Genomic DNA, 25,897 nt, shown 5'->3' with positions numbered 1-25,897 from the left:
CCCTTACAGCTGCCAGCGATGAAGCCCCTGGGGCATGGGGAGGTCGCGCCACAGGCCCTTGACGTCGGCGACGAGCCCGCCCGGACGCACCAGCCGGCCCAGGACGTCGGGCGTGTACGCCAAATAGGCGCGATGGCGCACCGCACCCACCACGCAGGCGCAATCCTTGACGCCGTCGAGCGAGGTCAGCAGGTCGAGGCCATAGTACTCCCTTGCCTCCTCGGGGTCGGCCATGGGGTCGTGGACACGCACGGTGTGCCCGCGGCCGGTCAGCCCCCTGACGATGTCGACGATCCTGGAGTTGCGCAGGTCGGGCACGTCTTCCTTGAAGGTCAGGCCGAGAATCAGGATCTCGCCGGCCTTGCCGTTCGGGAACAGCTTGGCCAAGCGCTCGTCGATGCGCTCCGCCACGAAGTCGCCCATGCCGTCGTTGAGCCGTCGCCCGGCCAGGATGATCTCGGGGTTGTGCCCCAGGTCCTGTGCCCAGCGCGCCAGGTAGAAGGGATCGATGCCGATGCAGTGTCCGCCGACCAGGCCGGGCTTGAAATCGAGGAAGTTCCACTTGGTGTTGGCCGCCGCCAGCACGTCGAAGACGGAAAGCCCGGCCTTCTGGAAGATCTGCGTCACCTCGTTGATGAAGGCGATGTTGATGTCGCGCTGGGCGTTCTCGATCACCTTGGCCGCCTCCGCCGTGCGGATGTCGCGGGCCCGGAACACGCCGCCCTCGGTGATGGCGCCGTAGACGGCGGCCAAACGCTCGGTCACGTCCGGGGTCTGCCCCGACACCACCTTGGTGATGCGCTCGACCGTATGCGTGCGATCGCCCGGATTGACCCGTTCCGGCGAATAGCCGAGGAAGAAATCGCGACCGCACTTAAGCCCCGAGGCCTTCTCCAGGATCGGCCCGCAGATCTCCTCGGTCACCCCTGGGTAGACGGTGCTTTCCAGCACGACGATCGCCCCTTGGCCCAGCACGCTTCCCACCGTCTCGCAGGCCGAGCGGACGGCGCCGAGGTCGGGCCGGTTGTCGGCGTCGACCGGCGTCGGCACGGTGACGATGAGGACGTCGCAGCCGGCCATGTCAGCGGCGCGGTCGGTGAGCATGAGCGACGACGCCCGCAGCACCGGGGAATCGACCTCGCCGGTACGGTCGATGCCGCCCTTGAGTTCAGCCACTCGCCGGGACTTGATGTCGTAGCCGACGACCGGAAAATGACGGGCCAGGGCGACCGCCAGGGGAATGCCGACGTAACCGAGGCCGATGACGGCGATGCGGGGTTTGGTCATTGTTGTTTCTTTCGTTGCGGACCGCGAAAGCTCTATCGGCCCCGCCGACGCCTGTCAACCGGCGCCGTCCCGGGGTGCATTTTCCCCGTGGCGGAGCGTCGGCTTCGCGCTACAGTCCGGCCCATGTCGCCGTTCGCCCTTGCCGCCCTTTGCCTTGCCGTGCTGACCGCCGTTCTGGCGGGGACCCGGCTGGTCCTCGCCACCCTGCGCCGGCGCGCCATCCTCGACCATCCCAACGAGCGCAGCAGCCACCGGGTGCCGACGCCGCGCGGCGGCGGCCTCGCGGTGGTGCCTGTGCTGGTGGCGGCATGGATCGGAGCGGCGGCATGGGGCGTCGCGCCGCCGGCGCCGGTGTTCGTGCTTGGCGGCCTCGCGCTGGCTCTCGGCGCCCTCTCCTGGGTTGACGACCTCAAGAGCCTGCCGCCGGTGTGGCGCCTGCTTGGACAGGCCGCCGCCGTCGCCGTCGCCCTCATTGCCGTCCCGCCGCCCGGGCCCTATTTCGGCGGCCTGCTGCCGGGGCCGCTCGACACCGCGGCCGCCGGCCTGCTGTGGATCTGGTACATCAACCTCTTCAACTTCATGGACGGCATCGATGGCCTGAGCGGCGTCGAGGCGGCCACCACCGGAGCCGGCGTCGCCGTGGTGGCGACGCTGGTCGGGCTCGGCCCGGCGCTGCCGGCCTTCGGCCTGACCCTGGCGGCGGCGGCCGTCGGCTTCCTGTGGTGGAATTGGCAGCCGGCCCGCATCTTCCTGGGCGACGTCGGCAGCGTGCCGCTGGGTTTCGCGATCGGCTGGCTGCTGCTGACCATGGCCGCCCACGGGCAGGCCGCCGCCGCCCTCATCTTGGCGCTCTACTATCTGACCGATGCCACCCTGACCCTGGGGCGCCGCGTGCTGCGCCGCGAAAGGATCTGGCGGCCGCACCGCGAGCATTTCTATCAGCGGGCGGTGGGCGAGGGCGCCAGCCACGCCCGGGTGTCGGTCTCGGTCCTTGTCGTCGACGGCCTGCTCGTCGGCCTGGCGGCGGCGGCCGCGCTGGGGTGGGAGGGCTTGGCGCTGGCAGGGGCCGTTCCTGTCGTCGCCGCCCTGCTGGTCTTCCTTAAGCGGGGCGCCGGCGCCGCGCGCGGACCGGCGTCCTGATCCCTCCGGGCGTCGTTTCCGTTCGGCTTGCCGCGCCGCGAAATCGCCAAAATCGCACGTGGCATCCGCCTTTCTCCGTGGTAGAAGGTCTGCGCGAAACGGCAGCCGGCAGCGGCCGCCGTCCCGCCCTTGAGGAGCTCGACAAGTTCGCCCGATGCTGACCAGGATCATCTCCCGGGCCACGATCGCGTATGCCCACGACCTCGTGATGGCGGCGGTGGCGTTCGTCGTCTCGCTCTATCTGCGGGCCAGCGACATTCTGCTTTATTACCCGACCGACTTGCTGATCCAGGGGGTGGTGACCTTCACCCTGATCGCGGCCGTCGTTTTCCGGTTGATGGGGCTCTATCGCGGCGTCTGGCGCTACGCCTCGCTGAACGAGCTTCTGGCCGTCACCCGGGCGGCCACCCTGGTGATCCTGGTCTTCCTGGCGGTGATGTTCATGTGGACGCGCCTGGACGGCCTGCCGCGTTCGCTGCCCTTCATCAACTGGTTCGTCCTCATCGCGCTGCTGGGCGGGCCGCGCTTTCTTTATCGCCTCTATAAGGACGGCCGCATCGAACTGCGCCGCGACCAGCAGGGGTTGCAGCGCATCCCGGTCCTGCTGGTCGGCTCCGGCGACGGCGCCGAATTGTTCATCCGCGCCGTTTCCCGGCAACGCAACGGCGCCTACCAGGTGGTCGGCATCCTCGCCGAGCGCAACTTCACGCGGGTCGGGCGCGTCATCCATGGCATCGAGGTGATCGGCACCACCGACGAGTTGACCGCCGTGGTCGGCCGGCTGGCCGAACGGGGGCGGCGCCCACAGCGCCTGGTGCTGACCGACGAGCGGACGGACGGCGCCCGGGTGCGCCGGCTTTTGGATGAGTCACACGCGCTGGGCATGACGCTGGCCCGCATCCCCCGCCTCACCGATTTCAAGGCCGGTGTCGAGGACAGGGTCGAGATCAAGCCGATCGCGGTGGAGGATCTGCTGGGCCGCCCCCAGATGCCGCTCGACCGCGACGCCATGGGCGGCCTGATCGCCGGCCGGCGCGTCCTGGTCACCGGCGCCGGCGGCAGCATCGGCAGCGAACTGGTGCGCCAGGTCTGCGGCTTCGGGCCGGCCCAGGTGGTGCTGCTCGACAGCTCCGAATACCATCTCTACCAGATCGATCTGGAGGTTGGGGAGAAACACCCCACCTTGGCCCGGCGTGCCGTCATCGCCGACGTGCGCGATCGTGCCCGCCTGGACTCGCTCATGGCCGAAACCCGGCCCGAGCTGGTGTTCCACGCCGCCGCGCTGAAGCACGTGCCGCTGGTCGAGATCAACCCCTTCGAAGGACTGATGACCAACGTCGTCGGCACCGCCAACGTCGCCGAGGCCTGCCGCGCCGCCGGGGTGGCCGTCATGGTGCTGATTTCCAGCGACAAGGCGGTGAACCCCACCAACGTCATGGGCGCCACCAAGCGCATCGCCGAGCAGGTGTGCCAATCCCTCGATCTCCGGCGAGGTGCCGACGGCGACACCCGGTTCGTCACCGTGCGCTTCGGTAACGTGCTGGGCTCGACCGGCTCGGTGGTGCCGCTGTTCCAGCGCCAGCTGGCCGGCGGCGGCCCGCTGACCATCACCGACCCCGAGATGACGCGCTATTTCATGACCATCCGCGAGGCCGTCGAGCTGGTGCTCGAAGCCTCCGCCCTGGGGGCGGCGCGTGCCGAACACGCGGGACGCATCTTCGTGCTCGAGATGGGCCAGCCGGTGAAGATCCTGGATTTGGCGCGCCAGATGATCCGCCTGGCCGGGCTAAGGCCCGACGTCGACGTCAAGATCGAGGTCGTCGGCCTGCGCCCAGGCGAGAAACTGTACGAGGAGCTGTTCCACTCCGGCGAGGCCCTGGTCGCGACCGAATACGCCGGCGTCATGGCCGCCGCGCCCCGCACCGCCGATGCCGACGAGATCCGCCGGGCGCTCAAGGTGTTGGGCGAGGCCTGCGCACGGGCCGATGCCGACGCCGTGGGCGCCGTCGTGCACACCCTGGTTCCCGAATACCGCGGGTCCGCCGTGTCCGAGAAGGCGGCGGCCCAATGACCCGCCCCGCCCGCCAAGATCATTGAGAACATTCCGGAGGAATTCCCATGTCGAGCCCCATCCGCCGCGCCCTGATTTCCGTTTCCGACAAGACCGGGCTCATCGAGTTCGGGAAATTCCTGGCCGCAAGCGGCGTCGAGATCCTGTCGACCGGCGGCTCGGCCAAGGCGCTTGCCGACGCCGGCGTGCCGGTGACCGAGGTGTCGGCGCACACCGGGTTCCCCGAGATCATGGACGGCCGGGTCAAGACCCTGCACCCCAAGATCCACGGCGGCCTGCTGGCCATTCGCGGCAACGCCAAGCACGAGGCGGCGATGAAGGAGCACGGCATCGCCCCCATCGACCTGGTGGCGGTCAACCTCTATCCGTTCGAGGCCACCGTGGCCAAGGGCGCCGACTACGAGACCTGCATCGAGAACATCGACATCGGCGGCCCCGGCATGATCCGCGCCGCCGCCAAGAACCACGCCTTCGTCACCGTCGTCGTCGATGCCGCCGATTACGCCGCCGTCATGGAAGAGATGAAGGCCAACGGAGGCGCCACCACGCTGGAATTCCGCAAGAAGCTGGCCGCCACCGCCTATGCCCGCACCGCCGTTTACGACGCCGCCATCTCGGGCTGGTTCGCGCGTGTCTTGAACGAGCCCTTCCCGAAGCGCGCCGCCTTCGCCGGCGAACTCAAGCAGACACTGCGCTACGGCGAGAACCCGCACCAGCAGGCCGCCTTCTATGTCAGTGGCGAGGCGCGGCCGGGGGTCGCCACCGCCCGGCAGTTGCAGGGCAAGGAATTGAGCTTCAACAACTACAACGACACCGACGCCGCCTTCGAACTGGTGGCCGAGTTCCAAGAAACCGCCTGCGCCATCATCAAGCACGCCAACCCCTGCGGCTGCGCCCACGGGGCCAGCGTCAAGGAAGCCTACCTCAAGGCCCTGGCCTGCGACCCGGTCAGCGCGTTCGGCGGCATCGTCGCGCTGAACCGGCCGCTCGACGGCGCCACTGCGGAAGAAATCGCCAAGCTGTTCGCCGAGGTGGTGATCGCGCCGGAGATCAGCGCCGAGGCCCGCACCGTGCTGGCCTCCAAGAAGAACCTGCGGGTGCTCGAGACCGGCGGGCTGCCCGACCCCAAGGCGCCCGGCATGACGCTGCGCTCGCTCTCCGGCGGCTATCTGCTGCAGACCCGCGACGACGCCGTGACCTCGGCCGAACTCAAGGTCGTCACCAAGCGGGCGCCAAGCGCCCAGGAGATGAAGGACCTGCTGTTCGCCTTCGCCATCTGCAAGCACGTCAAGTCCAACGCCATCGTCTACGTCAAGGACGGCGCCCTGGTCGGCGGCGGCGCCGGGCAGATGAGCCGGGTCGATTCGGCGCGCATCGCCGCCTGGAAGTCGAAGGAGGCCTCGGCCGCGGCGGGAGAATCGCAACCGCGCACCATCGGCTCGGTGGTGGCTTCGGATGCCTTCTTCCCCTTCGCCGACGGCCTGCTGGCCGCCGCCGAGGCGGGGGCCACCGCGGTGATCCAGCCGGGTGGCTCGATGCGCGACGAAGAGGTCATCAAGGCGGCCGACGAGAAAGGCCTTGCCATGGTGTTCACCGGCATGCGCCACTTCCGCCACTAGGCCGTCTGCGCCGGAGACTCCGGCCGGCGTCTGTGCTACCAAAAGGTGCGCCTGGGTTGCTCGCCGGGCGACGGTGGAGTAGGGACGCCATGCGGTCTCGACAGGTCTACGCCATTGGTGGATTGATCGTCCTGACGGTGTTCGCCGTTGCCGGCCTTTGGGAGTTCCTGCTGGAAGACCGCGTTCTGGCCCGGCTTAACCCCGGCTACGTCGCGGAAACCGCCGACGAACACTGGCGCTACGTCGCCGTCGCGGTGGGCGCGTCGGTCGTCTCCCTGATCGCGCCGCTCTGGCTTTTCAACCACCTCGGAGCCCGCCAGGCCCGCGCCGAGGAGGCCTTGGCCGAATCCCGTGAGCGGCTGAAAGCCTTCGCCGAGAATCCCGACTGGGTGTGGGAAATCGACGAGACCGGCGTCTATACCTATGCCAGCTCGAGGGTCCACGATTTCCTGGGCTACACGCCCGAGGAGGTGATCGGCAAGGCCCCGTTCGACCTGATGCCGCCCGATGAGGCCGCCCGCATGGCCAAGGAGTTCGCCGCCATCACGTCGGAACGCCGCTCGTTCTCGCTGCTTGAGAACGTCACCCTGCACAGGGACGGCCACCGCGTGTTCATGGAAACCAGCGGCGTGCCGATCTTCGACAAACGGGGCGCCTTCCGCGGATACCGGGGGATCGACCGCGACATCACCGCCCGCAAGCAAGCCGAAGCGGCGGTGCGCGAAAGCGAGGCTCGCTTTGCCAAGGCCTTCCAGGCCAGCCCCGCCGCCATGGCCATTTCCGAGATCGACGACGGCCGGCTTCTCGACGCCAACGCCATGTGGCTGTCGCTGTGGGGGTTCACGCGCGGCGAGGCCATCGGCAAGACCGCCGTCGAACTGCACAACTGGGCCGACCTGGAGCAGCGGGCGATCTTCGTCGAACGCCTGAAGCGGGACGGCTCTATCCGCGATTTCGAGGCCATCTTTTTGACCAAAGGCGGGCAGGAGCGTACCGTCCTTCTGGCTGGCGAGACCATCGAGATCGGCGGCGAGCCCCGCCTTCTGCTGGTCTTCCACGACATCACCGAGCGCCAGTCGATGGAGCGCCGGCTGCGCCATGTCCAGAAGATGGAGGTGGTCGGCCAGTTGGCCGGCGGCACCGCGCACGATTTCAACAACCTGCTGCAAATCATCCAGAGCAGCATCGACTTGGCGCAAAGCCAGCTCGACAAGGACGACCGCATCCACATCTACCTGGAGAATGCGATGGAGGCCGCGAGGAGGGGCGGGCGCCTGACCCACCAGCTGCTGTCGTTCTCGCGCAAGGAAACCCTCAATCCCGAAATCGTCCGGCCGGCCGCCCTGATCGAGGGTCTGCTCGACCTGATCCGCCGCTCCTTAGGCGAGACCATCGAGGTCGAGACCCGGCTGGAAAGGGACCTTCCCACCGTCAGGATCGATCCCCACGGCCTGGAGAACGCCCTTGTCAACATCGCCTTCAACGCCAAGGCGGCGATGCCGGACGGCGGCCGACTGACCATCGCGGCCGGCCGCCGGCACGTCGAGCAGGAAATCGCGGGGGCGGGGGGGGCTGACAGCCCGCCGGCGGGCGATTATGTGGAAATAAACCTGACCGATACCGGCTGCGGAATGACCCCGGACGTCCTGGAGCACGCCTTCGAGCCATTCTTCACCACCCGCGAGGTGGGCGAGGGCAGCGGTTTAGGGCTCAGCATGGTCTACGGTTTCGCCCGCCAGTCTGGCGGAATCGTCACGCTTGAGAGCGAACCGGGGCGGGGAACCCGCGTCTGCCTGATGCTTCCAACGGCGGCCAAGGAACCGAGCGATGCGTAATCGAGAGCGAGAGAACGCCGGAAGTCCGGCGAAAGCCACCATCCTGGTGGTCGAGGACGACCCCGCCGTCCGCCAGGCCGCCGTGTGGGTCCTGCGGCTGTTCGGCTATGACATCCGGGAAGCCGAGGACGGGCCGAGCGCACTCGACGCCCTCGAGAAGGAGGCGGGAATCGACCTCATGTTCAGCGATCTGGTGATGCCGCGCGCGATGAATGGGGTCGAACTGGCCCGCGAGGCGCGCCGCCGCCGTCCCGGCCTGAAAGTCCTGCTGACCACCGGTTACTCGCAGGCCTACATCGACCCTTCGCTGTTGAACCAGGACGGCATCGGATTGATCACCAAGCCCTACTCCAACAACGAACTTAAGGAAAAGCTCCTGGCGATCCTTGCGGGGTAACCGGATCGCGCCGGTTCGCCGGCTCTTTTACCGCCAGCAGCAGCAGGCCGCCGATGACGAAGAAGCCGAGGATGGTGGCCATGCCCCAGCGCTGGCTGCCGGAAGCCGCCGTCACCCAGGCCAGCAGAGCCGGACCGACGAAGGCGGTGGCCTTGCCCGCCAGCGCGTAGAGGCCGAACATCTCGGCCCTGAGATGGGGCGGCGCCAGGCGCGCCATGAACGAGCGGCTGGCCGCCTGGGCCGGGCCGACGAAAACGCCGAGCCCCAGCCCGAAAATCCAGAACAGCGTCACGGAGTCGATCAGCACCAGCACGGCGCCGAAGCCGGCCAGCCCGGCCACCGCGACCAGGATGGTGCGCTTCGGCCCCACCGCGTCGTCCGCCCAGGCGAAGAGGGCGGCCCCCAGCCCGGCGGTGACGTTGAGCCCGATGCCGAAGACGATGATGTCGGCGAATTCCATGCCGAAGGTGCCGGCCGCGTAGATGCCGCCGAAGGCGAACAGGGTGTTGAGGCCGTCGGCATAGATCATGTGGGCGAGCAGGAAGCGGGCGACCATGCGGTATTCGCCGACGCGCCTGAGCGTGCCGGCCAGGGTGGCGACGCCCCGCCTGGCCGCCTCGATAAGGCCGACCCCGGTAGCCGGAACGTCCGGCGTCCACAGGAAGAGGGGAAGCGAGAAGAGGGCGAACCACAGCGCCACCAGCGGCGCCGTCGCCCGCACGTGCTCGGCAGCGTCGCGATCGAGGCCGAACAGGGGATTTTCGGCCTGCACGAAGCCGACCAGCGCCACCACCAGACAGGCCAGCCCGCCGGCGTAGCCGACCCCCCAGGCCCAGCCGGAAAGCCGCCCCAGGCGGCCCTCGGCCGCCAGGCCGGGCAGCATGGCGTTATAGAAGACACCGCCCATCTCGAAGGCGAAGTTGGCAGAGGCCACCAGCACCAGGGTGTAGAGGGCGAAGGAGGGGTCGGGGCGGGCGAACCACAAGAGCGCGGTGAGCGCCACGCACAGCGCGGTGAAGGCGGCGATCCACGGCTTGCGCCGCCCGCCGCGATCGGCGATGGCCCCCAGCACCGGCCCGGCCAGCGCGATGGCCAAGCCCGACAGGCTCATGGCGGCGCCCCACTGCGAGGTGCCGGCGACCTCGTCGGCGGCCACCGCCCGGGTGAAGTAGGCGGCAAAGACGAAGGTAGTGATCACCGTCGGAAAGGCGGAGTTGGCCCAGTCGTAGAGGCACCAGGAAAGCAGGGCGCGGGGGGATGCCCCGCGCCCGTCTTCCTGGGGAACGGCGTCCGCCACGCCGTATCCGCTACGCGCCGGCCGGGGCGGCGAGCGCCCGGAGCTGGCGGCTGGCGACCTGGATCATCGCCAGGTCGTCGACCTCGGCGGCCCACAGCTCGGCCAGCATCTGTTCGGTGCGGGCGAACACCTCGGGGTTGCGCCTGGACCACTTCTCGATGGCCTTTTCGGGGTCCTTCTCCTTGGCGGCGACGTCGAGCACCTGGGCGGCCAGCGCCTTCTGGTGGGCGAACAGTTCGTCGACGACGGCGCGGATGGCCAGCTTCTGCCAGTGGGTTTGCGAGGCCAGCCCCCCGGCCGCCCGCCGGAGGTCGCCCAGCCGGAAGCGGCCGCCGACCGAGAAGTAGAGCCGGGACGCGGCGACGACGTCCATCTTGCGGGCGGTGGCCAGCGAGACGATGTCGAGCGCCGAGAGCAGGTTGACCTGGGCCGCCACCTCGACCGCCACCTCCTTGGGCACGCCCTGGCCGATCAACGGCTTGGCCCGGGCCATCAGGCCCTTCATGTGAGCCTCGGGCAGGGCCTGGTCAATACGCTCCATCAACCGCGCCACGCCGCCGCGGAAGGCGTCGACCTGGGTGTTGATGTCGAGCGGCCGGGCGCCGTTGTGCAGGAACCACAGGGTGGCCGATTCGAGCAGCCGGTTGATGTCGTGCAGCATGGCGATCTGCACGGCCGCCGGCACCTTGTTGTCCAGCGCCTCGATGCGCGTCCACAGGTCGCGCATCAGGAACACCTTGCGCACGATGGTGTAGGCCCGGGCCACCTCGGCCGGCGGCATGCCAGTTTCCTCCATGATCCGCATCATGAAGGTGCCCCCCACCCGGTTCACCATGCTGTTGGTGATGCTGGTGGCGATGATCTCGCGCCGCAGGCGATGGCTTTCGATGGCCTTGCGATAGGGCCCCTGCGCGGGTTCCGGGAAATAGCGCACCAGATCGTTCAAGAGCCGGGGATCGTCCGGCAGGTCGGAGGCCAGCAGCACGTCGTAGAGCCACATCTTGGCGTGTGCCATCAGCACCGCCGTCTCCGGCCGGGTCAACCCCTGCTTGGCGGCGAAGCGCTCCTTGAGCGCCTCCTCGTCGGGCAGGAACTCGACGGCGCGGTCCAGCCGGCCCTCGCGTTCGAGACGGCGCATCAGGCGGGCCTGGTCGTCCAGGTACTCGGTGCCCTGGCTGGTCGCCCGCGAGATCGCCTGCGTCTGCAGATAGTTGTCGCGCAGCACCAGCAGCGCCACCTCGCCGGTCATGCTGGCCAGCAGCGCGTCGCGCTGCTTCAAGGTCATGTCGCCGGCGTCGACCACGGCGCCCAGCAGGACCTTGATGTTAACCTCGTGGTCAGAGGTGTCGACGCCGGCCGAGTTGTCGATGGCGTCGGTGTTGAGCCGCCCGCCCCGAAGCGCGAACTCGACGCGGCCGCGCTGGGTGATGGCCAGGTTCGCCCCCTCGCCGATCACCTTGCAGCGCAGTTCGGGAGCGCTGACCCGGACCGCGTCGTTGGCGCGGTCCCCGGCGTCGAGCGAGGATTCGGTGGACGCCTTGACATAGGTGCCGATGCCGCCGAACCACAAGAGGTCGATCTCGGCCTTGAGCATGGCGTTGATCAGCTGGTTCGGCGTCACCGTGTCGCCCGGGAGGCCGAAGCGGGCCTGCGCCTCCTTCGACAGCTTGACCGTCTTGGCGCTGCGCTCGTAGACGGCGCCGCCCTTCGACAGCAGCCTGGCGTCGTAATCGCCCCACGACGAGCGGGGCAGGTCGTAGAGCCGCTGGCGCTCGGCCAGGCTCTTGGCCGGGTCGGGATTGGGGTCGACCAGGACGTGCAGGTGGTTGAAGGCGCCGATCAGCTTGATGTGGGGCGACAGCAGCATGCCGTTGCCGAACACGTCGCCCGACATGTCGCCGACGCCGACCACGGTAAAGTCCTGCTCCTGGGTGTTGACGCCGATCTCGCGGAAGTGGCGTTTGACCGCTTCCCAGGCGCCGCGCGCCGTGATGCCCATGTTCTTGTGGTCATAGCCCTGGCTGCCGCCCGAGGCGAAGGCGTCGCCCAGCCAGAAGCCGTAGTCGGCCGACACCCCGTTGGCGATGTCGGAGAACTTGGCCGTCCCCTTGTCGGCGGCCACCACCAGGTAGGGATCGTCGGGATCAAGCCGCACCACGTCCACGGGCGGCACCACGGCGCTGCCCTTGAGGTTGTCGGTGATGTCCAAGAGCCCGCGCATCAGGATCTTGTAGCACTCGATCCCCTCGGCCAGGGTGGCCTCGCGGTTGCCCGGCGCCGGCGGCTGCTTCAAGACGAAGCCGCCCTTCGAGCCGACCGGCACGATCACCGCGTTCTTGGCCATCTGCGCCTTCATCAGGCCGAGGATCTCGGTGCGGAAGTCCTCGCGGCGGTCCGACCAGCGGATGCCGCCGCGCGCCACCTTGCCGCCCCTCAGATGAATGGCCTCGGTGCGTGGCGAATAGACCCACACCTCGACGAGCGGCCGGGGCAGCGGCAGTTCCTCGATGGCCCGGCTGTCCAGCTTGAACGACAGGTAGGGCTTGGGCCCGCCGTCGGGGGCCTTCTGGAAGTAGTTGGTGCGCAGCGTCACCTGCACCAGGTTGACGAAGCGCCACAGGATGCGGTCCTGGTCGGCGTTGGTCACCGTCTCCAGCCCGGCGTTGAGCTCGCCCAGGATGGCCGCCTCCCGCTTGCCGGCACCGGCCCCGCCCTTGGGGTCGAAGCGGGCCAGGAACAGGCGCACGACGAGCGCCGCCAGGCGCGGATTCTCGAGCAGCGTCTGCTCCATGTAGGCCTGCGAGTAGGCGATGCCGGTCTGGCGCAGGTATTTGCAGTAGGCGCGAAGAATGACCACCTCGCGCCACGACAGCCCGGCCCGCACCACCAGGCCGTTGAAGCCGTCGCTTTCCACCTCGCCCCGCCACACCCTCAGGAAAGCCTCCTGGAAGTTCTCGCGGATGGCCTCGAGGTCGATCGGCCGGCCGTCGCGCGTGGTCAGCCCGAAGTCGTGCATCATGACGCCCGTGGTGCCGGCCGGGCGGATGGCGTAGGGCAGTTCGTCGATCACGCGCAGGCCCATGTGTTCCAGCATCGGCAGGGCGTCGGACAGCGGAATCGGGCTGTCCGGATGGTAAAGATTGAAGCGCATCTCGCACTCGGCGGCTTCCAGCGGCCGGCGCAGGCTCATGCCGATGTCGCCGTCCTTCAGCGTGGCCTCGACCAGGCGGATGTCGGCGATGGCCGAGTCGGCGTTGAAGCGCTCGCGATAGCCGGGGCTGAAGGCGTGCTGGTAGCGCCGGTAAAGGGCCAGCCCCGTCTCCTCGCCATGGGCGGCGATCAGCGCCTCCTGCAACAGGTCGGCCCACGAGCGCGAGGCCGCCGCCAGGCGCCGCTCCAGGGCGTCGGCGTCGTAGTCGGGAATGGCGCCGGGCCGGGTGCGGATGAACATATGGACGCGGGCCAGCGGCGTCACGTCGAGCTGGGTGTACCAGTCGCCGGCGGTGCCGGCGAAGGCCTCCTCCAGGATCGCCTGGATGCGCCGGCGCAGATCGGTGTCGTAGCGGTCGCGCGGCACGTAGACCAGGCACGACATGAAGCGATCCAGGTCGTCGCGGCGCAGGAACAGCGCCACCCGCTGGCGCTCCTGGAGGTTGAGCACGCTGAGGCTGGTGGAGAACAGGTGGTCCTCGGTGACCTGGAACAGTTCGTCGCGCGGGAAGGTCTCCAGGATGTTGAGCAGCGCCTTGCCGTCATGGCTGGCCGGCGGCAGGTCGGCCCGTTCGATCACCCGCTGGAGCTTGTGGCGCAGCAGCGGAATCGAGCGCGGGCTGCGGTTGTAGGCGGCGGCCGAGAACAGGCCGACGAACAGGTGCTGGCCGATCACCCGGCCCTTCGGCCCGAAGCGGCGCACCGTGATCGAATCCATGAACACCGGCCGGTGCACGGTGGAAACGCGGTCGGTCTTGTTGATGATGAGGGCCTGCGGCCGGCTGACGAAGGCGCGAATCTCGGGGCGCAGGCCGTCGAGGTCGGCGAACTCGTCGAACACCCTGAAGGCGGTGTCGCGCAGGATGCCGAGGCCGGAGTCGGGAACGATGGCGATGCGCGTCGAGGCGCCGCCGCCGGTGACGGTGAACTCGCGATAGCCCAACAGCGCGAAGTTGTGGTCGTGGACCCAGCGCAGGAAGTCGCGGGCCTCGGCGGCCTCCTCGGCCGCCAGCGGGCCCGGCTTGCGGTCCAGTTCGTCGGCCGCGGCGGCCACCCGGTCCAGCATCGGGTGCCAGTCGGCCACCGCGACCCGCACGTCGGCCAGCACCGCCTCGAGGCCGGCCTGGATGTCCTTCAGCGTCGCCGAAGCCTGGCGGCTGATCTCCACATGCATGAAGGATTCCAGCGCCGCGTCGGCGGCGGCCTTGCCGGGCGCGACGACGGCCGCCAGCGCGCCGCCCTTGCGCTTGACCGTCAGGATCGGATGGACGATCAGCAGCACGCCGATGTCGCGCCGGCGCAACTCCGCCGTCACCGAATCGACCAGGAACGGCATGTCGTCGTTGACGATCTCGATCACCGTGTGGTCGGACTTCCAGCCGTGGTCCTCGAGCGTCGGGTTGTAGACCCGGACCTTGGCCTGGCCGCGGGCCCGCTTCGCCCCGAACTTCCAATGGGCCAGGGCCGCCCCGAACAGGCTGGCCCGGCTGCGCTCGGCGATATCGGAGGGGGGCACGCGATCGTAATAGCGGCGAATGAAGCCGGCGACGGCAGCCCCTTCCGCCGCGCCAAGTCGTTCCGTCGCCTCGGCTACCAGTCCGTTGATCAGATCCGTTTTTTGTTCGTCGGCACCGCGAGACATGTGGACGCATCCTCTATGTGTCAGGGGGAAAAAGGCCGCCGGCGCGCGGTCCCGGCGCCCGATCGACGGGCGCCGAAGGGACGGCGCGAGGCGGGTCGGAGGGACCCCCGGTTGGCACCTCCGACGGGAAAATGGGAGTCAACAAACGGCAGGCCCGGGAGTAGGATGGGCCCGCGCATGGAGGAGTACCGGTCATGGAAACGCAAGCTTCCGCCGGCGGTATCGGTTTCCTGGAGCCCGATGACAATTGGCTGGTTTCCCGCCTGCCGGAGCGGGTGGCCGGCAGCCTGACAGCCGAACAACGCCACGCCCTTCATGATGCCGTCACCGTCCCGCCCGGCCGGGCGCCGGTCAATCTGCGCTTCAGCATCGGCCCGGCGAGATGGCGGGTGTACGTGGCGCTGATGGCCGGCATCGAGCGCCGCAGCGCCGAACGCCTGGCGGTCGAGCGCACCCGCCACCCGCTGCATACCCTGGGCAACGTCGTTTTCGCGTTGGGTCTGGCTGTGCTGTTCCTGCTGGCCGCCTTCCTGGCCATCGCGCTGCAAAGCGCCATCCTGGAAATCTGACACGGATCGGCCGGCGCCGTGCGCCCCGCCACCAGGCGGTTGTCGTCAATCCATTCGGGGTACGTGCGATCAGCCATGCCCATGAACGTCTTCGTCCCGTGCACCGAAGGGTTGGGGGCGAGGCTCCCGAGCCTATTCCGAAGCCTGCCGGGACGCAATGGCGTTCCGCCCGCCGAACGCTCGGCTATTCCTTCCTGTCGCGCACCAGGGGCTGCCAGGCCGGGGCAGCCTCGTCCGCCCTGCGGTCGCGGCGCAGCTCTTCCCAGCGCAGATCGCCGCCCTTCTTCTTCGGCGGTTCGATGGCTTCCCAGCGGGCTTCCCGTTTTTTCGGCGTGTAGGCGAGCGACGACCATTCGGCCGGCCGGTCCCTTCCCCCCGGCACCGCCGCCCATTGGCCGCCGTCGACCCGGCCGGCCTCGCTGAAGCGCACCCAGGCCGGTTCCTCGGGGGCCGCCGGCTGCGGCGGCAGCGCGCGGGCGGCGGCAAACGCGGCGTCGATGCGGGCCGGATCGATGTCGCCGTCTACGCCGACGAGATCGCCGATGCCGACGGCGGCGAGCATGGCCTTGAAGCGGCCGGACTTGACGAAGTGCTCGCCCAGCAGCTTGCTGCCGATGTCCTCGACGATGGCGGCGGCCCGCATCAGCGACCGGCGGTCGTCGCGGCCGCCGAAGCGGAAGACGTAGCGGTCGTCGCCGACCCTGGCGAAGCCGTCGCCGGGGCCGATGTGTTTGTCGAAGACGGTGTCGCAGATGACGAAGAGCGAGTCGGCCAAACGCCCGCCCCGCCCGCCGATGGCGTCAAAGAACTCGACCAGGCTCAGGATATAGACCTTGCCGAACAGGCCCGCGTCTTCGCTCAGCACCCCGGCCTGCTCGACGGCCCGGACCGGCGCGTAGGCGGGAACGGCGGATTCCAGCGAGGCGCTTTCCCGCCCCGTCCGGCCGCCGCCGAACAGGGAGCGCAAGACCCCCGACAGTCGCCCCTTGGCCATGCCTTACCCCACCCGGCAACCCCATGCCCATCTTGCCCTTTGGCTGCCGGTCCCGGCAAGCGGATTAGGGGCGCAGCAAAGGCCCCGCCACGCCCAGGCACGGCATCGCCGACGCAGACGGTCATCGATGAATTGGGTTGGGAAGGACTGGAGCGGGCGAGGAGATTCGAACTCCCGACTTCAACCTTGGCAAGGTTGCACTCTACCGCTGAGTTACGCCCGCGCTCCGGTCGTCATGGGCGCGCGATCATACGCAAAAAGGACCCGTTTGCAAGCCCCAACTTTGCTTTCGCCGGCAAATCGGGTAACCCTCTCGGCGGCCCGTCGATCCACGCCCGCGCAGGAGGTCCCGCCATGCCCGCCCGCCCCGAAGACCTGTTCGCCCGCCTGGCCGAGCTGGGCATCGCCACCGAGACCCACCGCCACCCGCCGGTGTTCACGGTGGAAGAAGCCAAGCGGCTGCGCGGCGACATCGCCGGCGCCCATTGCAAGAACCTGCTGCTGATCGACCACAAGGGCCTGCTGTGGCTGGTGGTGGCCCGCGAGGACACGCCGCTTGACATGAAGGCGCTGCGCGGCCGGCTCGGCTCGGGGCGGCTGTCCTTCGCCAAGCCCGAACGCCTGCGCGAGGCGCTGGGCGTCGGCCCCGGCGAGGTGACGCCGTTCGCGCTGATCAACGACGGTGCGCGGGCGGTACGCGTCGCCCTCGAACGGGGGATGATGGAGGGGACGGGGCCGCTCAATTTCCATCCGCTGACCAATGCCGCCACCACGTCCATCGCCGCCGACGGCCTCTTGGCCTTCATCCGCGCCGGCGGCCACGAGCCCTTGGTCGTCGACCTCTGAAAGAGCGGCGCGGGGGGCGCCGACGGGGCTTGCGGGACCCCGCCGAAACGGCCATTTAATAGCCGGTTCCAAAAAAAGCGGGGTAGAAACGACCATGGCCTTCATCCTTGACCCCAGCGCGCCGACGCCGGCCGCGGGCACGACGGGCGGCAACGGCGATCTCGTCAAGGAGGGCAGCACCGCCACCTTCGTCGCCGACGTCATCGAGGCGTCGATGGAGGCGCCTGTCATCGTCGACTTCTGGGCACCGTGGTGCGGCCCCTGCAAGACCCTGGGCCCGGCCCTGGAAAAGGCGGTGCGCCTGGCCGGCGGGCTGGTGCGCCTGGTCAAGATCAACGTCGACGAGAACCAGGACCTGGCGGCGCAGATGAACGTCCGCTCGGTCCCCTCGGTGTTCGGCTTCCGCCAGGGCCGCCCGGTGGACGGCTTCGCCGGCGCCGTGCCGGAAAGCCAGATCAAAAGCTTCATCGACCGCCTGACCGGCGGTGCCAAGCCGCCCCTCGAGGAGGCCCTGGAGATGGCCCGCGCCGCCCTGGATTCCGGCGACCCGGCCGGCGCCAGCCAGGTGTTCGCCCAGGTCCTGGCGCACGACCCGACCCACCCCGGGGCCGTCGCCGGGATGATCCGCTGCCTGGTCGCCACCGGCGACCTCAAGGAGGCCCGCCAGGCCGTCGGCCGCCTGCCCGCCGAACTGGCCGCGAACAACGAGGTGGCGGCGGCGGTTTCGGCGCTCGATCTGGCCGAGCAGGCCGGCGGCGCCGGGAACGTCGACACCTTCAAGCGGCGCCTGGAGGCCGAGCCCAACGATCATCAGGCCCGCCTCGACCTGGCGATGGCGCTTTACGCCGGCGGCCAGGCGGAGGCGGCGATCGAGGAGCTGCTGGAACTGATCCGGCGCGACCGCGCCTGGAACGAAGACGCCGGGCGCAAGCAGCTGGTCAAGCTTTTCGACGCGCTGGGGCCGGCCCATCCGCTGACGGCGACGGGCCGTCGGCGCCTGTCATCGATCCTCTTCTCATGACCGCCGGCATTCCCGACAGCAGCGGTCCGGCGCTGCCCGAAAACCTTCCCATCTTCCCGCTGGGCGGCGCGCTGTTGCTGCCGCGCGCCAAGCTGCCGCTCAACATCTTCGAGCCGCGCTACCTCACCATGGTCGAGGACGCGCTGGCCGGCTTGCGCACCATCGGCATGGTCCAGCCGCGCGGCGCCTTCGAACATCCGGTGCCCGACGACGCCCCCATTTACGATATCGGCTGCGCCGGGCGCATCACGTCCTTTTCCGAAACCGACGACGGGCGTTACCTGATCACGCTCTCCGGGATCAGCCGGTTCGTCGTCACCCGCGAGCTCGCGATGGTGCGCGGCTATCGCCGGGCGGCCGTCGACTACCGGCGGTTCGCCGACGATCTTGCCGAGGAGACCGGCCATGTGGCGGGGCGCGAGCGCCTGCTGGCCACGGTGCGCGCCTTCTTCGCCAAGAACGGCATGGAGGCGGACTGGCCGGCCCTGGAGGCGATCGCCGACGACACCCTGGTCAGCGCGCTGGCCATGGTCTGCCCGCTGGAGCCGACCGAGAAGCAGGCCCTGCTCGAATGCCGGGGCCTGGCGGAACGCGGAGAGTTCCTGTTGAATCTGCTTGAAATCGTGACGCGCGCGGGCGATGAGGAGACATCCAAGCTTCGCCATTGAATCCGCCCGCGGTCGGAGTGGAAAGGTTTCCATGAGCCAGAGAACCGTCGACCCCAAACTGCTTGAAATCCTGGTCTGCCCGCTGACCAAGGGGCCGCTGCGCTATGACGCCGAGGCCCAGGAGCTGATCAGCGACCAGGCCCAGCTGGCCTATCCGATCCGCGACGGCATCCCGATCATGCTGGTCGACGAGGCGCGGCCGCTCGACGGCAATCCCGTGGGCGTCCGGAGCAAGGCCCCATGAGCGGCTTCGGCATGCGCCACAGGCCGGCCGAGATCCGCCTCAAGAAGGAGGAGCGGGCGCTCGAAGTCGACTTCGAGGACGGCCAGCGCTTCCGCTATCCGGCCGAATATCTTCGGGTCGAAAGCCCGTCGGCCGAGGTGCAGGGCCACGGCCAGGACAAGCGCATCGTCCCCGGCCGCAAGCTGGTGGCGATCACCCGGCTGGAGCCGGTCGGCAACTACGCCATCCGCATCGCCTTCGACGACCTGCACGACACCGGCATCTATTCGTGGGACACCCTTTACGACCTCGGGGCGCGCCACGACGAGATCTGGCAGACCTATCTCGACGCCCTGGCCGCCCTCGGCCTCAGCCGCGACCCGTAACCGTTCGGCGAGGGCCCCTGCCCGGACTTCGCCGGGCGATGGCGGCCGAAGAAGGGCGTCTCCCCGTCAGTCGAAATCGGTGGCCGCGCTGGGGCCGCGCCAGCGCTCGATTTCTTCGAGCAGCGCCTTCAGCTTTTCGGTGGCCCGCGCCATGGCGGGATTGCCCAGCACCAGGTGGAACGGCGGCGCCGGCGCGTCGATGGCGTCGATGATCACGCGGGCCGCCTTGTCGGGGTCGCCCTGCTGGGCGCCGTGCTTGCCGCGCAGCTCGGCCCGCCGTTCGCCGGCCGTCCCGGCATAGGCCTCCAGGACGACGGCGGAATCGACGAGCGAGCGACCGGAGAAATCGGTGCGGAAGGGCCCCGGCTCGACCACCGTCACGCCGATGCCGAGCGGCTTCAGCTCCTGGTGCAGGGCCTCGCTGATGCCCTCGACCGCGAACTTGGTCGCCGCATAGACGCCGATGCCCGAGCGGGCCAGCAGGCCGCCGACCGAGCCGATGTTGACGACGGTGCCCCGGCCGGCCCGGCGCATCGCCGGCAGCGCGGCGCGCAGCACGTTGAGAAGGCCGAAGACGTTGGTGTCGAAGACCGCCCGGGCCTCGGCGTCGCTGACCTCCTCGACGGCACCGACCAAGCCGTAGCCGGCATTGTTGACCAGCACGTCGATGCGCCCCCAGGCCGTGAGCGTCGCCGCCACCGCGTCGCGGCACTCACCGGCGGCGGTGACGTCGAGGGTGAGGCCGAGCACGCGATCGCTTGCCTTCAGGGCCGCATCGAGCCGCCCGGGATCGCGCGCCGTCGCCGCCACCCGGCCGCCGCGGGCCAGGGCTTCCCGCGCCAGCGAACGGCCGAAGCCGGTGGTGGCCCCGGTGATGAGCCAGACCCGATCCTGGTTATCCGCCATCGTTCCTCCTCTGTATCGTCGCTACAACGCCTCGCCGCGCAGCAGGCGCGGCAGCTCGCCCAGGGTGCCCATGTGGTGTCGCATGATGAGGCGCTTGAGGGGCGCGATGCGCCCGACCACGGCCAGCCCGAGGTCGCGGGCCGCTTTCAGCGGCCGGATGTCGTTGGCGAAAACGCGGGTCAGGCCGTCGGTGGCCACCAGCATCATGAAGTTGTCGAAGCGCCGCCAGCGGTCGTAGCGGGCCAGCGCCGCGCCGTCGCCCAGATCGAGGCCGAGGCGGCGGGCGTCGGTCAGCACCTCGGCCAGGGTGGCGGCGTCGCGCAGCCCCATGTTGAGCCCCTGGCCGGCGATCGGGTGCATGGCGTGCAGCGCATCGCCAACCAGGGCCAGGCGGCGGTCGTGCGCGCGTTCGGCGAACTGCAGGCCGAGGGGATAGGACCAGCGCGGGCCGACCACCTCGAGATGACCCAGGAAATCGCCGATGCGCCGCGCCGCCTCGGCGGCGAAGTCGGCCTCGGGGAGGCCCATCAGGTGGGGCGCCAGATCGCTGCGCTCGGTCCACACCAGCGAGCAGCGGTTGCCGGTCAAAGGCAGGATGGCGAACGGGCCGGAGGGCAGGAAATGCTCGTGCGCCACGTTGCCGTGCCCCCGTTCGTGGGCCACCGTGCAGACGATGCCGTGCTGGCCGTAGGGCCAGCCGGTGGTGCGGATGCCGGCCTCGGCGCGCAGGCGCGAGCCGCGGCCGTCGGCGGCCACGGCCAGCGCGGCCCGAAGCCGCCTGCCATCGGCCAGCACCGCCTCGACGCCGCCGGGTTGGCGGGCCAGCGACACCACCCGGGCCGGGGCGATGAGGCGGATCGCCGGCCATTCGGCCATGCGGGCGTGGATGGCGCGGCGCATGGTGCGCGCCTCGACCATATGGCCGAAGGGCTCGTCCCCGCCCTCGCCGTGGGCGAAGTGCAGGAAGAAGGGGGACCCCCCCTCCGACACCCGGATGTCGAGGATGGGCGAGGCCTCGGGCGCGATGCGTTGCCACAGGCCGAGGGCTTCGAGCATGCGCCGGGTGGCGTAGGCGGTGGCGAACGCGCGGCCGTCGAAGGCCGCCGTGAGGTGGTTGGCCGGGTCGTCCTTCTCGATCACCGCCGAGGCGATGCCGGCCGAGGCCAGCGCGCAGGCCAGCGCGCCGCCGACGAGCCCGCCGCCGACGATCAGCACGTCGGTTTCGAGGGGGGCGGGGGAGGCGGGCGAGGCGGTCATGACGCCATCATGTCTGTGCTTATGGGGCGTTTGTCCAGCCCCGCCATGCCGCAGGCGGCCGACGGTGCCCTGAAATGACGAGATTCCTGCCCCTGGCCGATTCCGGCTTGCCGTGTGCAACGGCTTGATAAGAAAGGCCTTTCGACCGGCTGGGCGGGGCTGTTACGGAAAAAAACATCGTCATTTCTCGTCATTTTGCCCTTTTCTTCTTTCGTTTCAAGGGCTTGATGGCTGCCGACCCCGCCAGCCCGCCGTTTCCATCCCCCGAACGCCCGATAGATCGTCAGAGGGTCGGGTGTAAATGCCTTTGAACAGACTATAGTCCTATGTCGGTCGTTTGTCAATCCCCCTACCGGCAAGCCCTCGTTTCGGCCTTGCGGCGCGTTATCCATATGGATATACCGCCGCGATGAAGCCGGTGGAGTTTATCGGAGACTCCCTGTCGCGCCTGCAGGATTTTCCGGCATTAGGTAGCAAACGCACCAAGCAGCCTGTCGGCCTACCCTGCCTTCCTTGCTACCGTTCTCCCACACAACGGGAGAATCACCATGACCGATTACGTGCTTACCGGCCTTGTGAAGCGCCGTGCGGACATCGCGGGCGAGATCGAAGCCACACACGACAAGTTGCGCCAGCTTCTAGCCGACCTTGAGCATATCGACGCGACCATTCTGCAATTCGGTCCGTCCCATCAGGTCGAGGCCATCAGGCCCAAGGCGTTTCGCCCGCCCAAGGATTGGGCCAACCGAGGCCAGATGTCCCGCATCATCCTGCCATACTCAGGCAAGCGGCGGAACCGCTCACGACGCGGGATATCGCACTGAAACTGCTAGTGTCCCGCACGCTGGACAAGGACGATCAGCGGCTATTGCGGTTGATGACGAAGCGCGTAGGCGTGGCGCTCAGGATGCAGCGCGACAAGGGCGCGGTTAGGTCGGATCAGGGGCCGGGGCAGTATCAGATTTGGGAGATTTTCCGTCACGCGTGACGGAAAATTTGCGCGTTACGTCCTAAACTCACGACTTGGTTCTATCATCTGGCTTCACAAGTCGAATGGGTTGAATCTTGAGTGCCATAAGTCTCTTGCGCTCGGCCTCGTATCTCTCCCGTAACTCGTCATCTTTTCCGATCTTGAGATTGATGAACGCACGCACTGCATCCCGGATTAGGCCAATTTCCGTGACGCCCATTCCCATTGCTTCACGAAAGGCGGCGACGTCAGTTGCTAGCGGCTCAAGGAATCGCGTTCGGCTGTCTTTCGATTTTGGCGCCATAATGCGCCAGATGGTATCTCTTGGTACATGATTGTACAATCATGTTGACTTCCCAACCAATTTGATTAAACTCTCAAAGATTAAAAAAAGGACGGCCCCAAAGGGGCCGCCGAGTTTCAGAGATGGTTTGAGGTGGTCCTAGCCCGGCCACCTCCGGAAGTGGGAGCTTACACGCTCCCTTTTTCTGTACCTAACCCTGAAGTACGACCGTACATAGACGGCGCGCCCCCAGGGCAAACGGGACATGGCTGCCATAATGGCCTCCTATGCCAAGGCGATAGGCTGGTCCTATCCCCCGAAGCGCCCCATACGCCCCGCCGGTACAAGGCTTCAGGAGCGTCCAGGGTCTCGGCATGAAGTGCCGTGTCCACGAAAATCAAAAGATCACTCATGGCTGTAAGAGTCAAGAAAAATACCGGATATGGACAGTTTTGTGGGCGAGGCCACAACACGTAGTTGCTATTCTTAGTTGGCCGTCCGCTGCCAATAGCCCTTCCACTCCCGCGACACCGGATGCCCGAGCGCGGCACTCGCCACCATGGCGTATTGCGTCCCGCTCGGCTGCCGCCGGTTATCCTCGCGCCACGCCATTTCGCGAGCGTAGGAGTGAAGATACCGGCCGCTGATGTGGTGGTGCGTGCCGATCTCAGCCCGCCGCAGCCGGGAGAAGTAGCTTTCCGCCTGATTGGTGCAAGCCTCTTCGTCCTTGAACGCCACCGAGTGGTTGATGCGATGGGCCATGAACCGGGCGTGTAGGTCATCCCAGCAACTAGCCTCATCGGCATAAACCGTCGTGCCGAGCTTGACGCGCGCCTGGATCGTGGGAAGTGAAGCCGCCTCACTGTCGAACACGAACGGCAACGAACGGCCCTTGCGCTCGCGCATGATGACAACGATGCGGCGCTTACCGGATTGGTTCTCGGAAAGGCGACGGTCCTTGCGATCTTCCTTGCGGTTCTCAGGCTTCACGTAACCGCCGAAATAGGCCCCGTCGATTTCGACATGACCACCAACCGTCCGAGGCATGCCAGCGCCCATCGCTTCCCGCAGCTTGTGGGCCAGCACGAAAGCCGTCTTGTACTGGCAATCCAGGTCACGGCTCAGTTGCAATGCGCTGATACCCTTGGCCCCGTTCACGAAGATGGCAATAGCCGCCAGCAGGTCGCGCATCGGCAGCTTGCGGCTGGCGAAGATTGTTGCCGTCGTCACGCTGAATTGCGCCTCGCACGCTTCGCATTTGAAGACGCGCCGGGTCCGGTAGTGGTAGACGGCCACGCAACCGCAACGCGGGCAAATCGGCTCGCCGTCGTTCGCGGACCAACGGATTTGCTTGAACGTCTCGTAAGCCTCTTTCTCGGAAAGGCGCATCACCTTAGCCAGGCTAAGGGTGCGGGCCTTGGAGGATAGGAGGAAGTGTTGTGCCCTTTGTCATCATCCTTAGTGCTTAAACACCAAAACTAATGACATACTATCATCTTGTCAATAGCAAAAGCATCGCATATGATGACGCTATCATCATGGAGCATGACATATGCCGGAACGCACAGATTGGGAATCCAAGGCACGCGGAATAGTCCGGGGCGAGATGGCCCGGCAAGGCGTAGGCTACGCCCAGCTAGTCGAGAAACTGGACACCATCGGCGTGAAAGAGGATGAACGAAACCTGAGAAACAAGGTGAGCCGGGGGAAATTCACGGCTGCGTTTTTTCTTCAAGCACTTGCGGCGCTGGAAGTTCAAGAGGTTCGGCTAGGGTGAGCCTCATTAGGCGGGTTCGCGTTTCCATGTAACACGGAGGTGGCCTGCACGGGAGAATCCTTGGCCTGTAGATTTGAGCCGCGGCGTTGTGGAGCGCCCTCCTCCATCGCGAATTTTTTTAACGACGGTTTCTGGCGCTTGGAATGCTGACGAATAGTCCATGACAGACGCCCCATCGCTATCAGACTTCGTTACGCTTGCGCCTTTATCAATCAGCGACTCAGCAACGTCCCACTTGCTTCGTGCTATGGCCGCCATGAGCGGAGTTATGTTCCCGTGGTCAGGCGAGTCGATGTCGGCCCCCTCGCTCAGCAAGAGATTAACCATGTCGATTCGGCCATGAGCGGCGGCAATGAATAGAGCTGAGCAACCGTGATTTGCCGACTTTCCATTTAGAGCACAATCGTGCCCCAACAAAGAGCTAACAACCCTTGTATGGCCCTCTATTGCTGCCGACATTAACGGCGTCAGGCCCTCTTTGTCTGGTCTCTTCGCGTCGCCACCATGCCGGATGATGCCATCGGCTATTGCCGCATGTCCTTTTTCACAAGCCATATGAAGATCAGATCGGCCCTGGCTGTCGGTTATGTTGACAAAACCGGCGAGCCAGAAGCGATTCGCAATAGCAAAGTTGCCATCTCGCACATATTGAAAATATACATCCCTGTAGGGCGGTATTCCATCCTGTAGAAGTTTTCTGGCGTGCTCGTTGCCCCACAAGTCTCCAAATTCGTGGAGCAAATACTCATGCCTAAACAGCGTGGTCACACCGAAAATAACAAGCAAGGCTATACCCACGCGTAGCCAGTCACCCGGTGATAGCGACCAGAAAGATGTCCCGCCGGAGATGTCTGCAATTAATCCAAACACGACGGCTAACGCCCCCAGGCCAACGCCCATAAGGCGGCCCCAAGTGAGCGCTGGTCGTAGCCACGTCTTAACGCTAGCCATGCCTGGCAGAATGCCCTTAGCTGTTTTCCTTGTGGAGTCATTTTTAAGAAGCTCCTCGGCATTAGGTGCGTTTGCTACCTAATGCCGGGATTTTCCCGACGGGGCCCGCGCAGAAGCGGGGCATGCGATCTTTGCCGTCCAGTGCGGCGAAGATCCGAGCGACTGGAAACCGATGACGGCCGACCTGGCCGCGACGCGGTATCGTCAGGTGCGCAAAGGAAATTCGCGATGACCGAGGCAAGCGAGGAAAAGAAGCGTTTCGAGAGCGTGTGGGAAGCCCTTGAGGACAGCCCCGAGCAGGCCGCCGGCATGCGCCGGCGCTCCGAGGTGATGCTGGCGCTCAGCCGTCACATCGAGAGTTGGGGCTGCACCCAGGCCGATGCCGCCAAGCGCCTGGGCGTGACGCAGCCGCGGCTCAACGACCTCCTGCGCGGCCGCATCCATCGCTTCAACCTCGAGGCCCTGATCCTGCTGGCGGAACGGGCCGGCTTCGACGTACGGATCGACCTGCAACGGGCCGCGTAAGCCAACCGCCGGTGTCGGCCGCG

Annotated in this window: 22 protein-coding genes and 1 tRNA gene; 14 read left to right on the top strand and 9 right to left on the bottom strand. The window is 67.5% G+C overall.

What is annotated here, in order from left to right:
• Positions 1 to 3 precede the first annotated feature (3 nt).
• Complete coding sequence (locus tag ODR01_RS02620; protein ID WP_316976030.1) at positions 4 to 1,287, bottom strand: nucleotide sugar dehydrogenase; 1,284 nt, start codon at positions 1,285 to 1,287, stop codon at positions 4 to 6.
• A gap of 123 nt (positions 1,288 to 1,410) precedes the next feature.
• On the opposite strand from ODR01_RS02620, the gene ODR01_RS02615 reads away from it, so the two are divergent.
• From ODR01_RS02615 to ODR01_RS02595, 5 genes are all read left to right on the top strand, one after another.
• Positions 1,411 to 2,427, top strand: coding sequence for an MraY family glycosyltransferase (locus ODR01_RS02615; RefSeq protein ID WP_316976029.1), 1,017 nt, complete (start codon positions 1,411 to 1,413; stop codon positions 2,425 to 2,427).
• A 154-nt stretch (positions 2,428 to 2,581) separates the two neighbouring features.
• Complete coding sequence (locus ODR01_RS02610; RefSeq protein WP_316976028.1) at positions 2,582 to 4,498, top strand: polysaccharide biosynthesis protein; 1,917 nt, start codon at positions 2,582 to 2,584, stop codon at positions 4,496 to 4,498.
• A 47-nt stretch (positions 4,499 to 4,545) separates the two neighbouring features.
• Positions 4,546 to 6,117: a bifunctional phosphoribosylaminoimidazolecarboxamide formyltransferase/IMP cyclohydrolase gene (gene purH / locus ODR01_RS02605; protein WP_316976027.1), complete on the top strand. Its 1,572-nt coding sequence runs from the start codon at positions 4,546 to 4,548 to the stop codon at positions 6,115 to 6,117.
• A gap of 89 nt (positions 6,118 to 6,206) precedes the next feature.
• Positions 6,207 to 7,952: a PAS domain-containing sensor histidine kinase gene (locus ODR01_RS02600; protein ID WP_316976026.1), complete on the top strand. Its 1,746-nt coding sequence runs from the start codon at positions 6,207 to 6,209 to the stop codon at positions 7,950 to 7,952.
• Positions 7,945 to 8,349 carry a response regulator gene (locus ODR01_RS02595; RefSeq protein WP_316976025.1) on the top strand — a complete coding sequence of 135 codons (405 nt, stop codon included), beginning with the start codon at positions 7,945 to 7,947 and terminating at the stop codon, positions 8,347 to 8,349. The genes ODR01_RS02600 and ODR01_RS02595 overlap by 8 nt, the downstream gene beginning before the upstream one ends.
• Here ODR01_RS02595 and ODR01_RS02590 read toward each other — a convergent pair.
• Together ODR01_RS02590 and ODR01_RS02585 are read right to left on the bottom strand one after the other, a co-directional pair.
• Complete coding sequence (locus ODR01_RS02590) at positions 8,315 to 9,646, bottom strand: MFS transporter (RefSeq protein WP_316976024.1); 1,332 nt, start codon at positions 9,644 to 9,646, stop codon at positions 8,315 to 8,317. The two genes, ODR01_RS02595 and ODR01_RS02590, sit on opposite strands and share 35 nt — an antisense overlap.
• A gap of 10 nt (positions 9,647 to 9,656) precedes the next feature.
• Complete coding sequence (locus ODR01_RS02585; protein WP_316976023.1) at positions 9,657 to 14,498, bottom strand: NAD-glutamate dehydrogenase; 4,842 nt, start codon at positions 14,496 to 14,498, stop codon at positions 9,657 to 9,659.
• A 194-nt stretch (positions 14,499 to 14,692) separates the two neighbouring features.
• On the opposite strand from ODR01_RS02585, the gene ODR01_RS02580 reads away from it, so the two are divergent.
• Positions 14,693 to 15,067, top strand: coding sequence for a hypothetical protein (locus ODR01_RS02580; protein ID WP_316976022.1), 375 nt, complete (start codon positions 14,693 to 14,695; stop codon positions 15,065 to 15,067).
• Positions 15,068 to 15,251: 184 nt separating this feature from the next.
• Here ODR01_RS02580 and ODR01_RS02575 read toward each other — a convergent pair whose 3' ends face one another.
• Both ODR01_RS02575 and ODR01_RS02570 read right to left on the bottom strand, forming a co-directional pair.
• Positions 15,252 to 16,061 carry a hypothetical protein gene (locus tag ODR01_RS02575; RefSeq protein ID WP_316976021.1) on the bottom strand — a complete coding sequence of 270 codons (810 nt, stop codon included), beginning with the start codon at positions 16,059 to 16,061 and terminating at the stop codon, positions 15,252 to 15,254.
• A 148-nt stretch (positions 16,062 to 16,209) separates the two neighbouring features.
• A tRNA-Gly gene (locus ODR01_RS02570) sits at positions 16,210 to 16,284 on the bottom strand.
• Positions 16,285 to 16,415: 131 nt separating this feature from the next.
• On the opposite strand from ODR01_RS02570, the gene ODR01_RS02565 reads away from it, so the two are divergent.
• The 5 genes from ODR01_RS02565 (at position 16,416) to ODR01_RS02545 (ending at position 19,205) form a co-directional block, all read left to right on the top strand.
• A complete protein-coding gene (locus ODR01_RS02565; protein WP_316976020.1) occupies positions 16,416 to 16,907 on the top strand; it encodes a prolyl-tRNA synthetase associated domain-containing protein in 492 nt (163 codons plus the stop codon).
• A 94-nt stretch (positions 16,908 to 17,001) separates the two neighbouring features.
• Positions 17,002 to 17,928, top strand: coding sequence for a co-chaperone YbbN (locus ODR01_RS02560; protein ID WP_316976019.1), 927 nt, complete (start codon positions 17,002 to 17,004; stop codon positions 17,926 to 17,928).
• A complete protein-coding gene (locus ODR01_RS02555; protein WP_316976018.1) occupies positions 17,925 to 18,596 on the top strand; it encodes an LON peptidase substrate-binding domain-containing protein in 672 nt (223 codons plus the stop codon). The genes ODR01_RS02560 and ODR01_RS02555 overlap by 4 nt, the downstream gene beginning before the upstream one ends.
• A 31-nt stretch (positions 18,597 to 18,627) precedes the next feature.
• A complete protein-coding gene (locus ODR01_RS02550) occupies positions 18,628 to 18,840 on the top strand; it encodes a Trm112 family protein (protein WP_316976017.1) in 213 nt (70 codons plus the stop codon).
• Positions 18,837 to 19,205, top strand: a complete 369-nt coding sequence (locus ODR01_RS02545) for a DUF971 domain-containing protein (RefSeq protein WP_316976016.1) — start codon at positions 18,837 to 18,839, stop codon at positions 19,203 to 19,205. The genes ODR01_RS02550 and ODR01_RS02545 overlap by 4 nt, the downstream gene beginning before the upstream one ends.
• Before the next feature lie 66 nt (positions 19,206 to 19,271).
• Here ODR01_RS02545 and ODR01_RS02540 read toward each other — a convergent pair whose 3' ends face one another.
• Positions 19,272 to 20,111 carry an oxidoreductase gene (locus tag ODR01_RS02540; protein ID WP_316976015.1) on the bottom strand — a complete coding sequence of 280 codons (840 nt, stop codon included), beginning with the start codon at positions 20,109 to 20,111 and terminating at the stop codon, positions 19,272 to 19,274.
• Positions 20,112 to 20,132: 21 nt separating this feature from the next.
• Positions 20,133 to 21,368 carry a UbiH/UbiF/VisC/COQ6 family ubiquinone biosynthesis hydroxylase gene (locus tag ODR01_RS02535; RefSeq protein ID WP_316976014.1) on the bottom strand — a complete coding sequence of 412 codons (1,236 nt, stop codon included), beginning with the start codon at positions 21,366 to 21,368 and terminating at the stop codon, positions 20,133 to 20,135.
• A 548-nt stretch (positions 21,369 to 21,916) separates the two neighbouring features.
• Here ODR01_RS02535 and ODR01_RS02530 point away from each other — a divergent pair.
• Positions 21,917 to 22,192 carry a hypothetical protein gene (locus ODR01_RS02530; protein WP_316976013.1) on the top strand — a complete coding sequence of 92 codons (276 nt, stop codon included), beginning with the start codon at positions 21,917 to 21,919 and terminating at the stop codon, positions 22,190 to 22,192.
• A 915-nt stretch (positions 22,193 to 23,107) separates the two neighbouring features.
• Here ODR01_RS02530 and ODR01_RS02525 read toward each other — a convergent pair.
• Positions 23,108 to 24,010, bottom strand: coding sequence for an IS1595 family transposase (locus ODR01_RS02525; protein WP_316976012.1), 903 nt, complete (start codon positions 24,008 to 24,010; stop codon positions 23,108 to 23,110).
• 163 nt (positions 24,011 to 24,173) lie between these two features.
• Here ODR01_RS02525 and ODR01_RS02520 point away from each other — a divergent pair, with 163 nt between their 5' ends.
• The gene (locus ODR01_RS02520) at positions 24,174 to 24,398 is read left to right on the top strand and encodes a DUF6471 domain-containing protein (RefSeq protein ID WP_316976011.1); all 225 of its coding nucleotides are present in this window, start codon (positions 24,174 to 24,176) and stop codon (positions 24,396 to 24,398) included.
• A 6-nt stretch (positions 24,399 to 24,404) separates the two neighbouring features.
• On the opposite strand, the gene ODR01_RS02515 is transcribed toward ODR01_RS02520, so the two are convergent.
• On the bottom strand, positions 24,405 to 25,298 hold the full coding sequence (locus ODR01_RS02515) for an ankyrin repeat domain-containing protein (protein WP_316976010.1): 894 nt from the start codon (positions 25,296 to 25,298) through the stop codon (positions 24,405 to 24,407).
• A 279-nt stretch (positions 25,299 to 25,577) separates the two neighbouring features.
• Here ODR01_RS02515 and ODR01_RS02510 point away from each other — a divergent pair, with 279 nt between their 5' ends.
• Positions 25,578 to 25,874: a helix-turn-helix domain-containing protein gene (locus tag ODR01_RS02510; protein ID WP_316976009.1), complete on the top strand. Its 297-nt coding sequence runs from the start codon at positions 25,578 to 25,580 to the stop codon at positions 25,872 to 25,874.
• The last annotated feature ends 23 nt before the right edge of the window (positions 25,875 to 25,897 follow it).

Origin of the sequence: Shumkonia mesophila, from assembly GCF_026163695.1 — a bacterium.
Lineage (GTDB): Bacteria > Pseudomonadota > Alphaproteobacteria > Rhodospirillales > Shumkoniaceae > Shumkonia > Shumkonia mesophila.
The sequence above is the reverse complement of the archived record's forward strand: the minus strand, read 5'-3'. Positions and strand labels throughout refer to the sequence as shown.

Excerpts from the sequence above, each read along its gene's own strand:
- ODR01_RS02525 (WP_316976012.1), bottom strand. The coding sequence starts at position 24,010 with ATGCGCCTTTCCGAGAAAGAGGCTTACGAGACGTTCAAGCAAATCCGT.
- ODR01_RS02560 (WP_316976019.1), top strand. The coding sequence starts at position 17,002 with ATGGCCTTCATCCTTGACCCCAGCGCGCCGACGCCGGCCGCGGGCACG.
- ODR01_RS02620 (WP_316976030.1), bottom strand. The coding sequence starts at position 1,287 with ATGACCAAACCCCGCATCGCCGTCATCGGCCTCGGTTACGTCGGCATT.
- ODR01_RS02550 (WP_316976017.1), top strand. The coding sequence starts at position 18,628 with ATGAGCCAGAGAACCGTCGACCCCAAACTGCTTGAAATCCTGGTCTGC.
- ODR01_RS02515 (WP_316976010.1), bottom strand. The coding sequence starts at position 25,298 with ATGGGCGTTGGCCTGGGGGCGTTAGCCGTCGTGTTTGGATTAATTGCA.
- ODR01_RS02565 (WP_316976020.1), top strand. The coding sequence starts at position 16,416 with ATGCCCGCCCGCCCCGAAGACCTGTTCGCCCGCCTGGCCGAGCTGGGC.
- ODR01_RS02545 (WP_316976016.1), top strand. The coding sequence starts at position 18,837 with ATGAGCGGCTTCGGCATGCGCCACAGGCCGGCCGAGATCCGCCTCAAG.
- ODR01_RS02610 (WP_316976028.1), top strand. The coding sequence starts at position 2,582 with ATGCTGACCAGGATCATCTCCCGGGCCACGATCGCGTATGCCCACGAC.
- ODR01_RS02540 (WP_316976015.1), bottom strand. The coding sequence starts at position 20,111 with ATGGCGGATAACCAGGATCGGGTCTGGCTCATCACCGGGGCCACCACC.
- ODR01_RS02595 (WP_316976025.1), top strand. The coding sequence starts at position 7,945 with ATGCGTAATCGAGAGCGAGAGAACGCCGGAAGTCCGGCGAAAGCCACC.
- ODR01_RS02555 (WP_316976018.1), top strand. The coding sequence starts at position 17,925 with ATGACCGCCGGCATTCCCGACAGCAGCGGTCCGGCGCTGCCCGAAAAC.
- ODR01_RS02580 (WP_316976022.1), top strand. The coding sequence starts at position 14,693 with ATGGAAACGCAAGCTTCCGCCGGCGGTATCGGTTTCCTGGAGCCCGAT.
- ODR01_RS02615 (WP_316976029.1), top strand. The coding sequence starts at position 1,411 with ATGTCGCCGTTCGCCCTTGCCGCCCTTTGCCTTGCCGTGCTGACCGCC.
- ODR01_RS02510 (WP_316976009.1), top strand. The coding sequence starts at position 25,578 with ATGACCGAGGCAAGCGAGGAAAAGAAGCGTTTCGAGAGCGTGTGGGAA.
- ODR01_RS02520 (WP_316976011.1), top strand. The coding sequence starts at position 24,174 with ATGCCGGAACGCACAGATTGGGAATCCAAGGCACGCGGAATAGTCCGG.
- ODR01_RS02585 (WP_316976023.1), bottom strand. The coding sequence starts at position 14,498 with ATGTCTCGCGGTGCCGACGAACAAAAAACGGATCTGATCAACGGACTG.
- ODR01_RS02575 (WP_316976021.1), bottom strand. The coding sequence starts at position 16,061 with ATGGCCAAGGGGCGACTGTCGGGGGTCTTGCGCTCCCTGTTCGGCGGC.
- ODR01_RS02535 (WP_316976014.1), bottom strand. The coding sequence starts at position 21,368 with ATGACCGCCTCGCCCGCCTCCCCCGCCCCCCTCGAAACCGACGTGCTG.
- ODR01_RS02530 (WP_316976013.1), top strand. The coding sequence starts at position 21,917 with ATGACCGATTACGTGCTTACCGGCCTTGTGAAGCGCCGTGCGGACATC.
- ODR01_RS02600 (WP_316976026.1), top strand. The coding sequence starts at position 6,207 with ATGCGGTCTCGACAGGTCTACGCCATTGGTGGATTGATCGTCCTGACG.
- purH (WP_316976027.1), top strand. The coding sequence starts at position 4,546 with ATGTCGAGCCCCATCCGCCGCGCCCTGATTTCCGTTTCCGACAAGACC.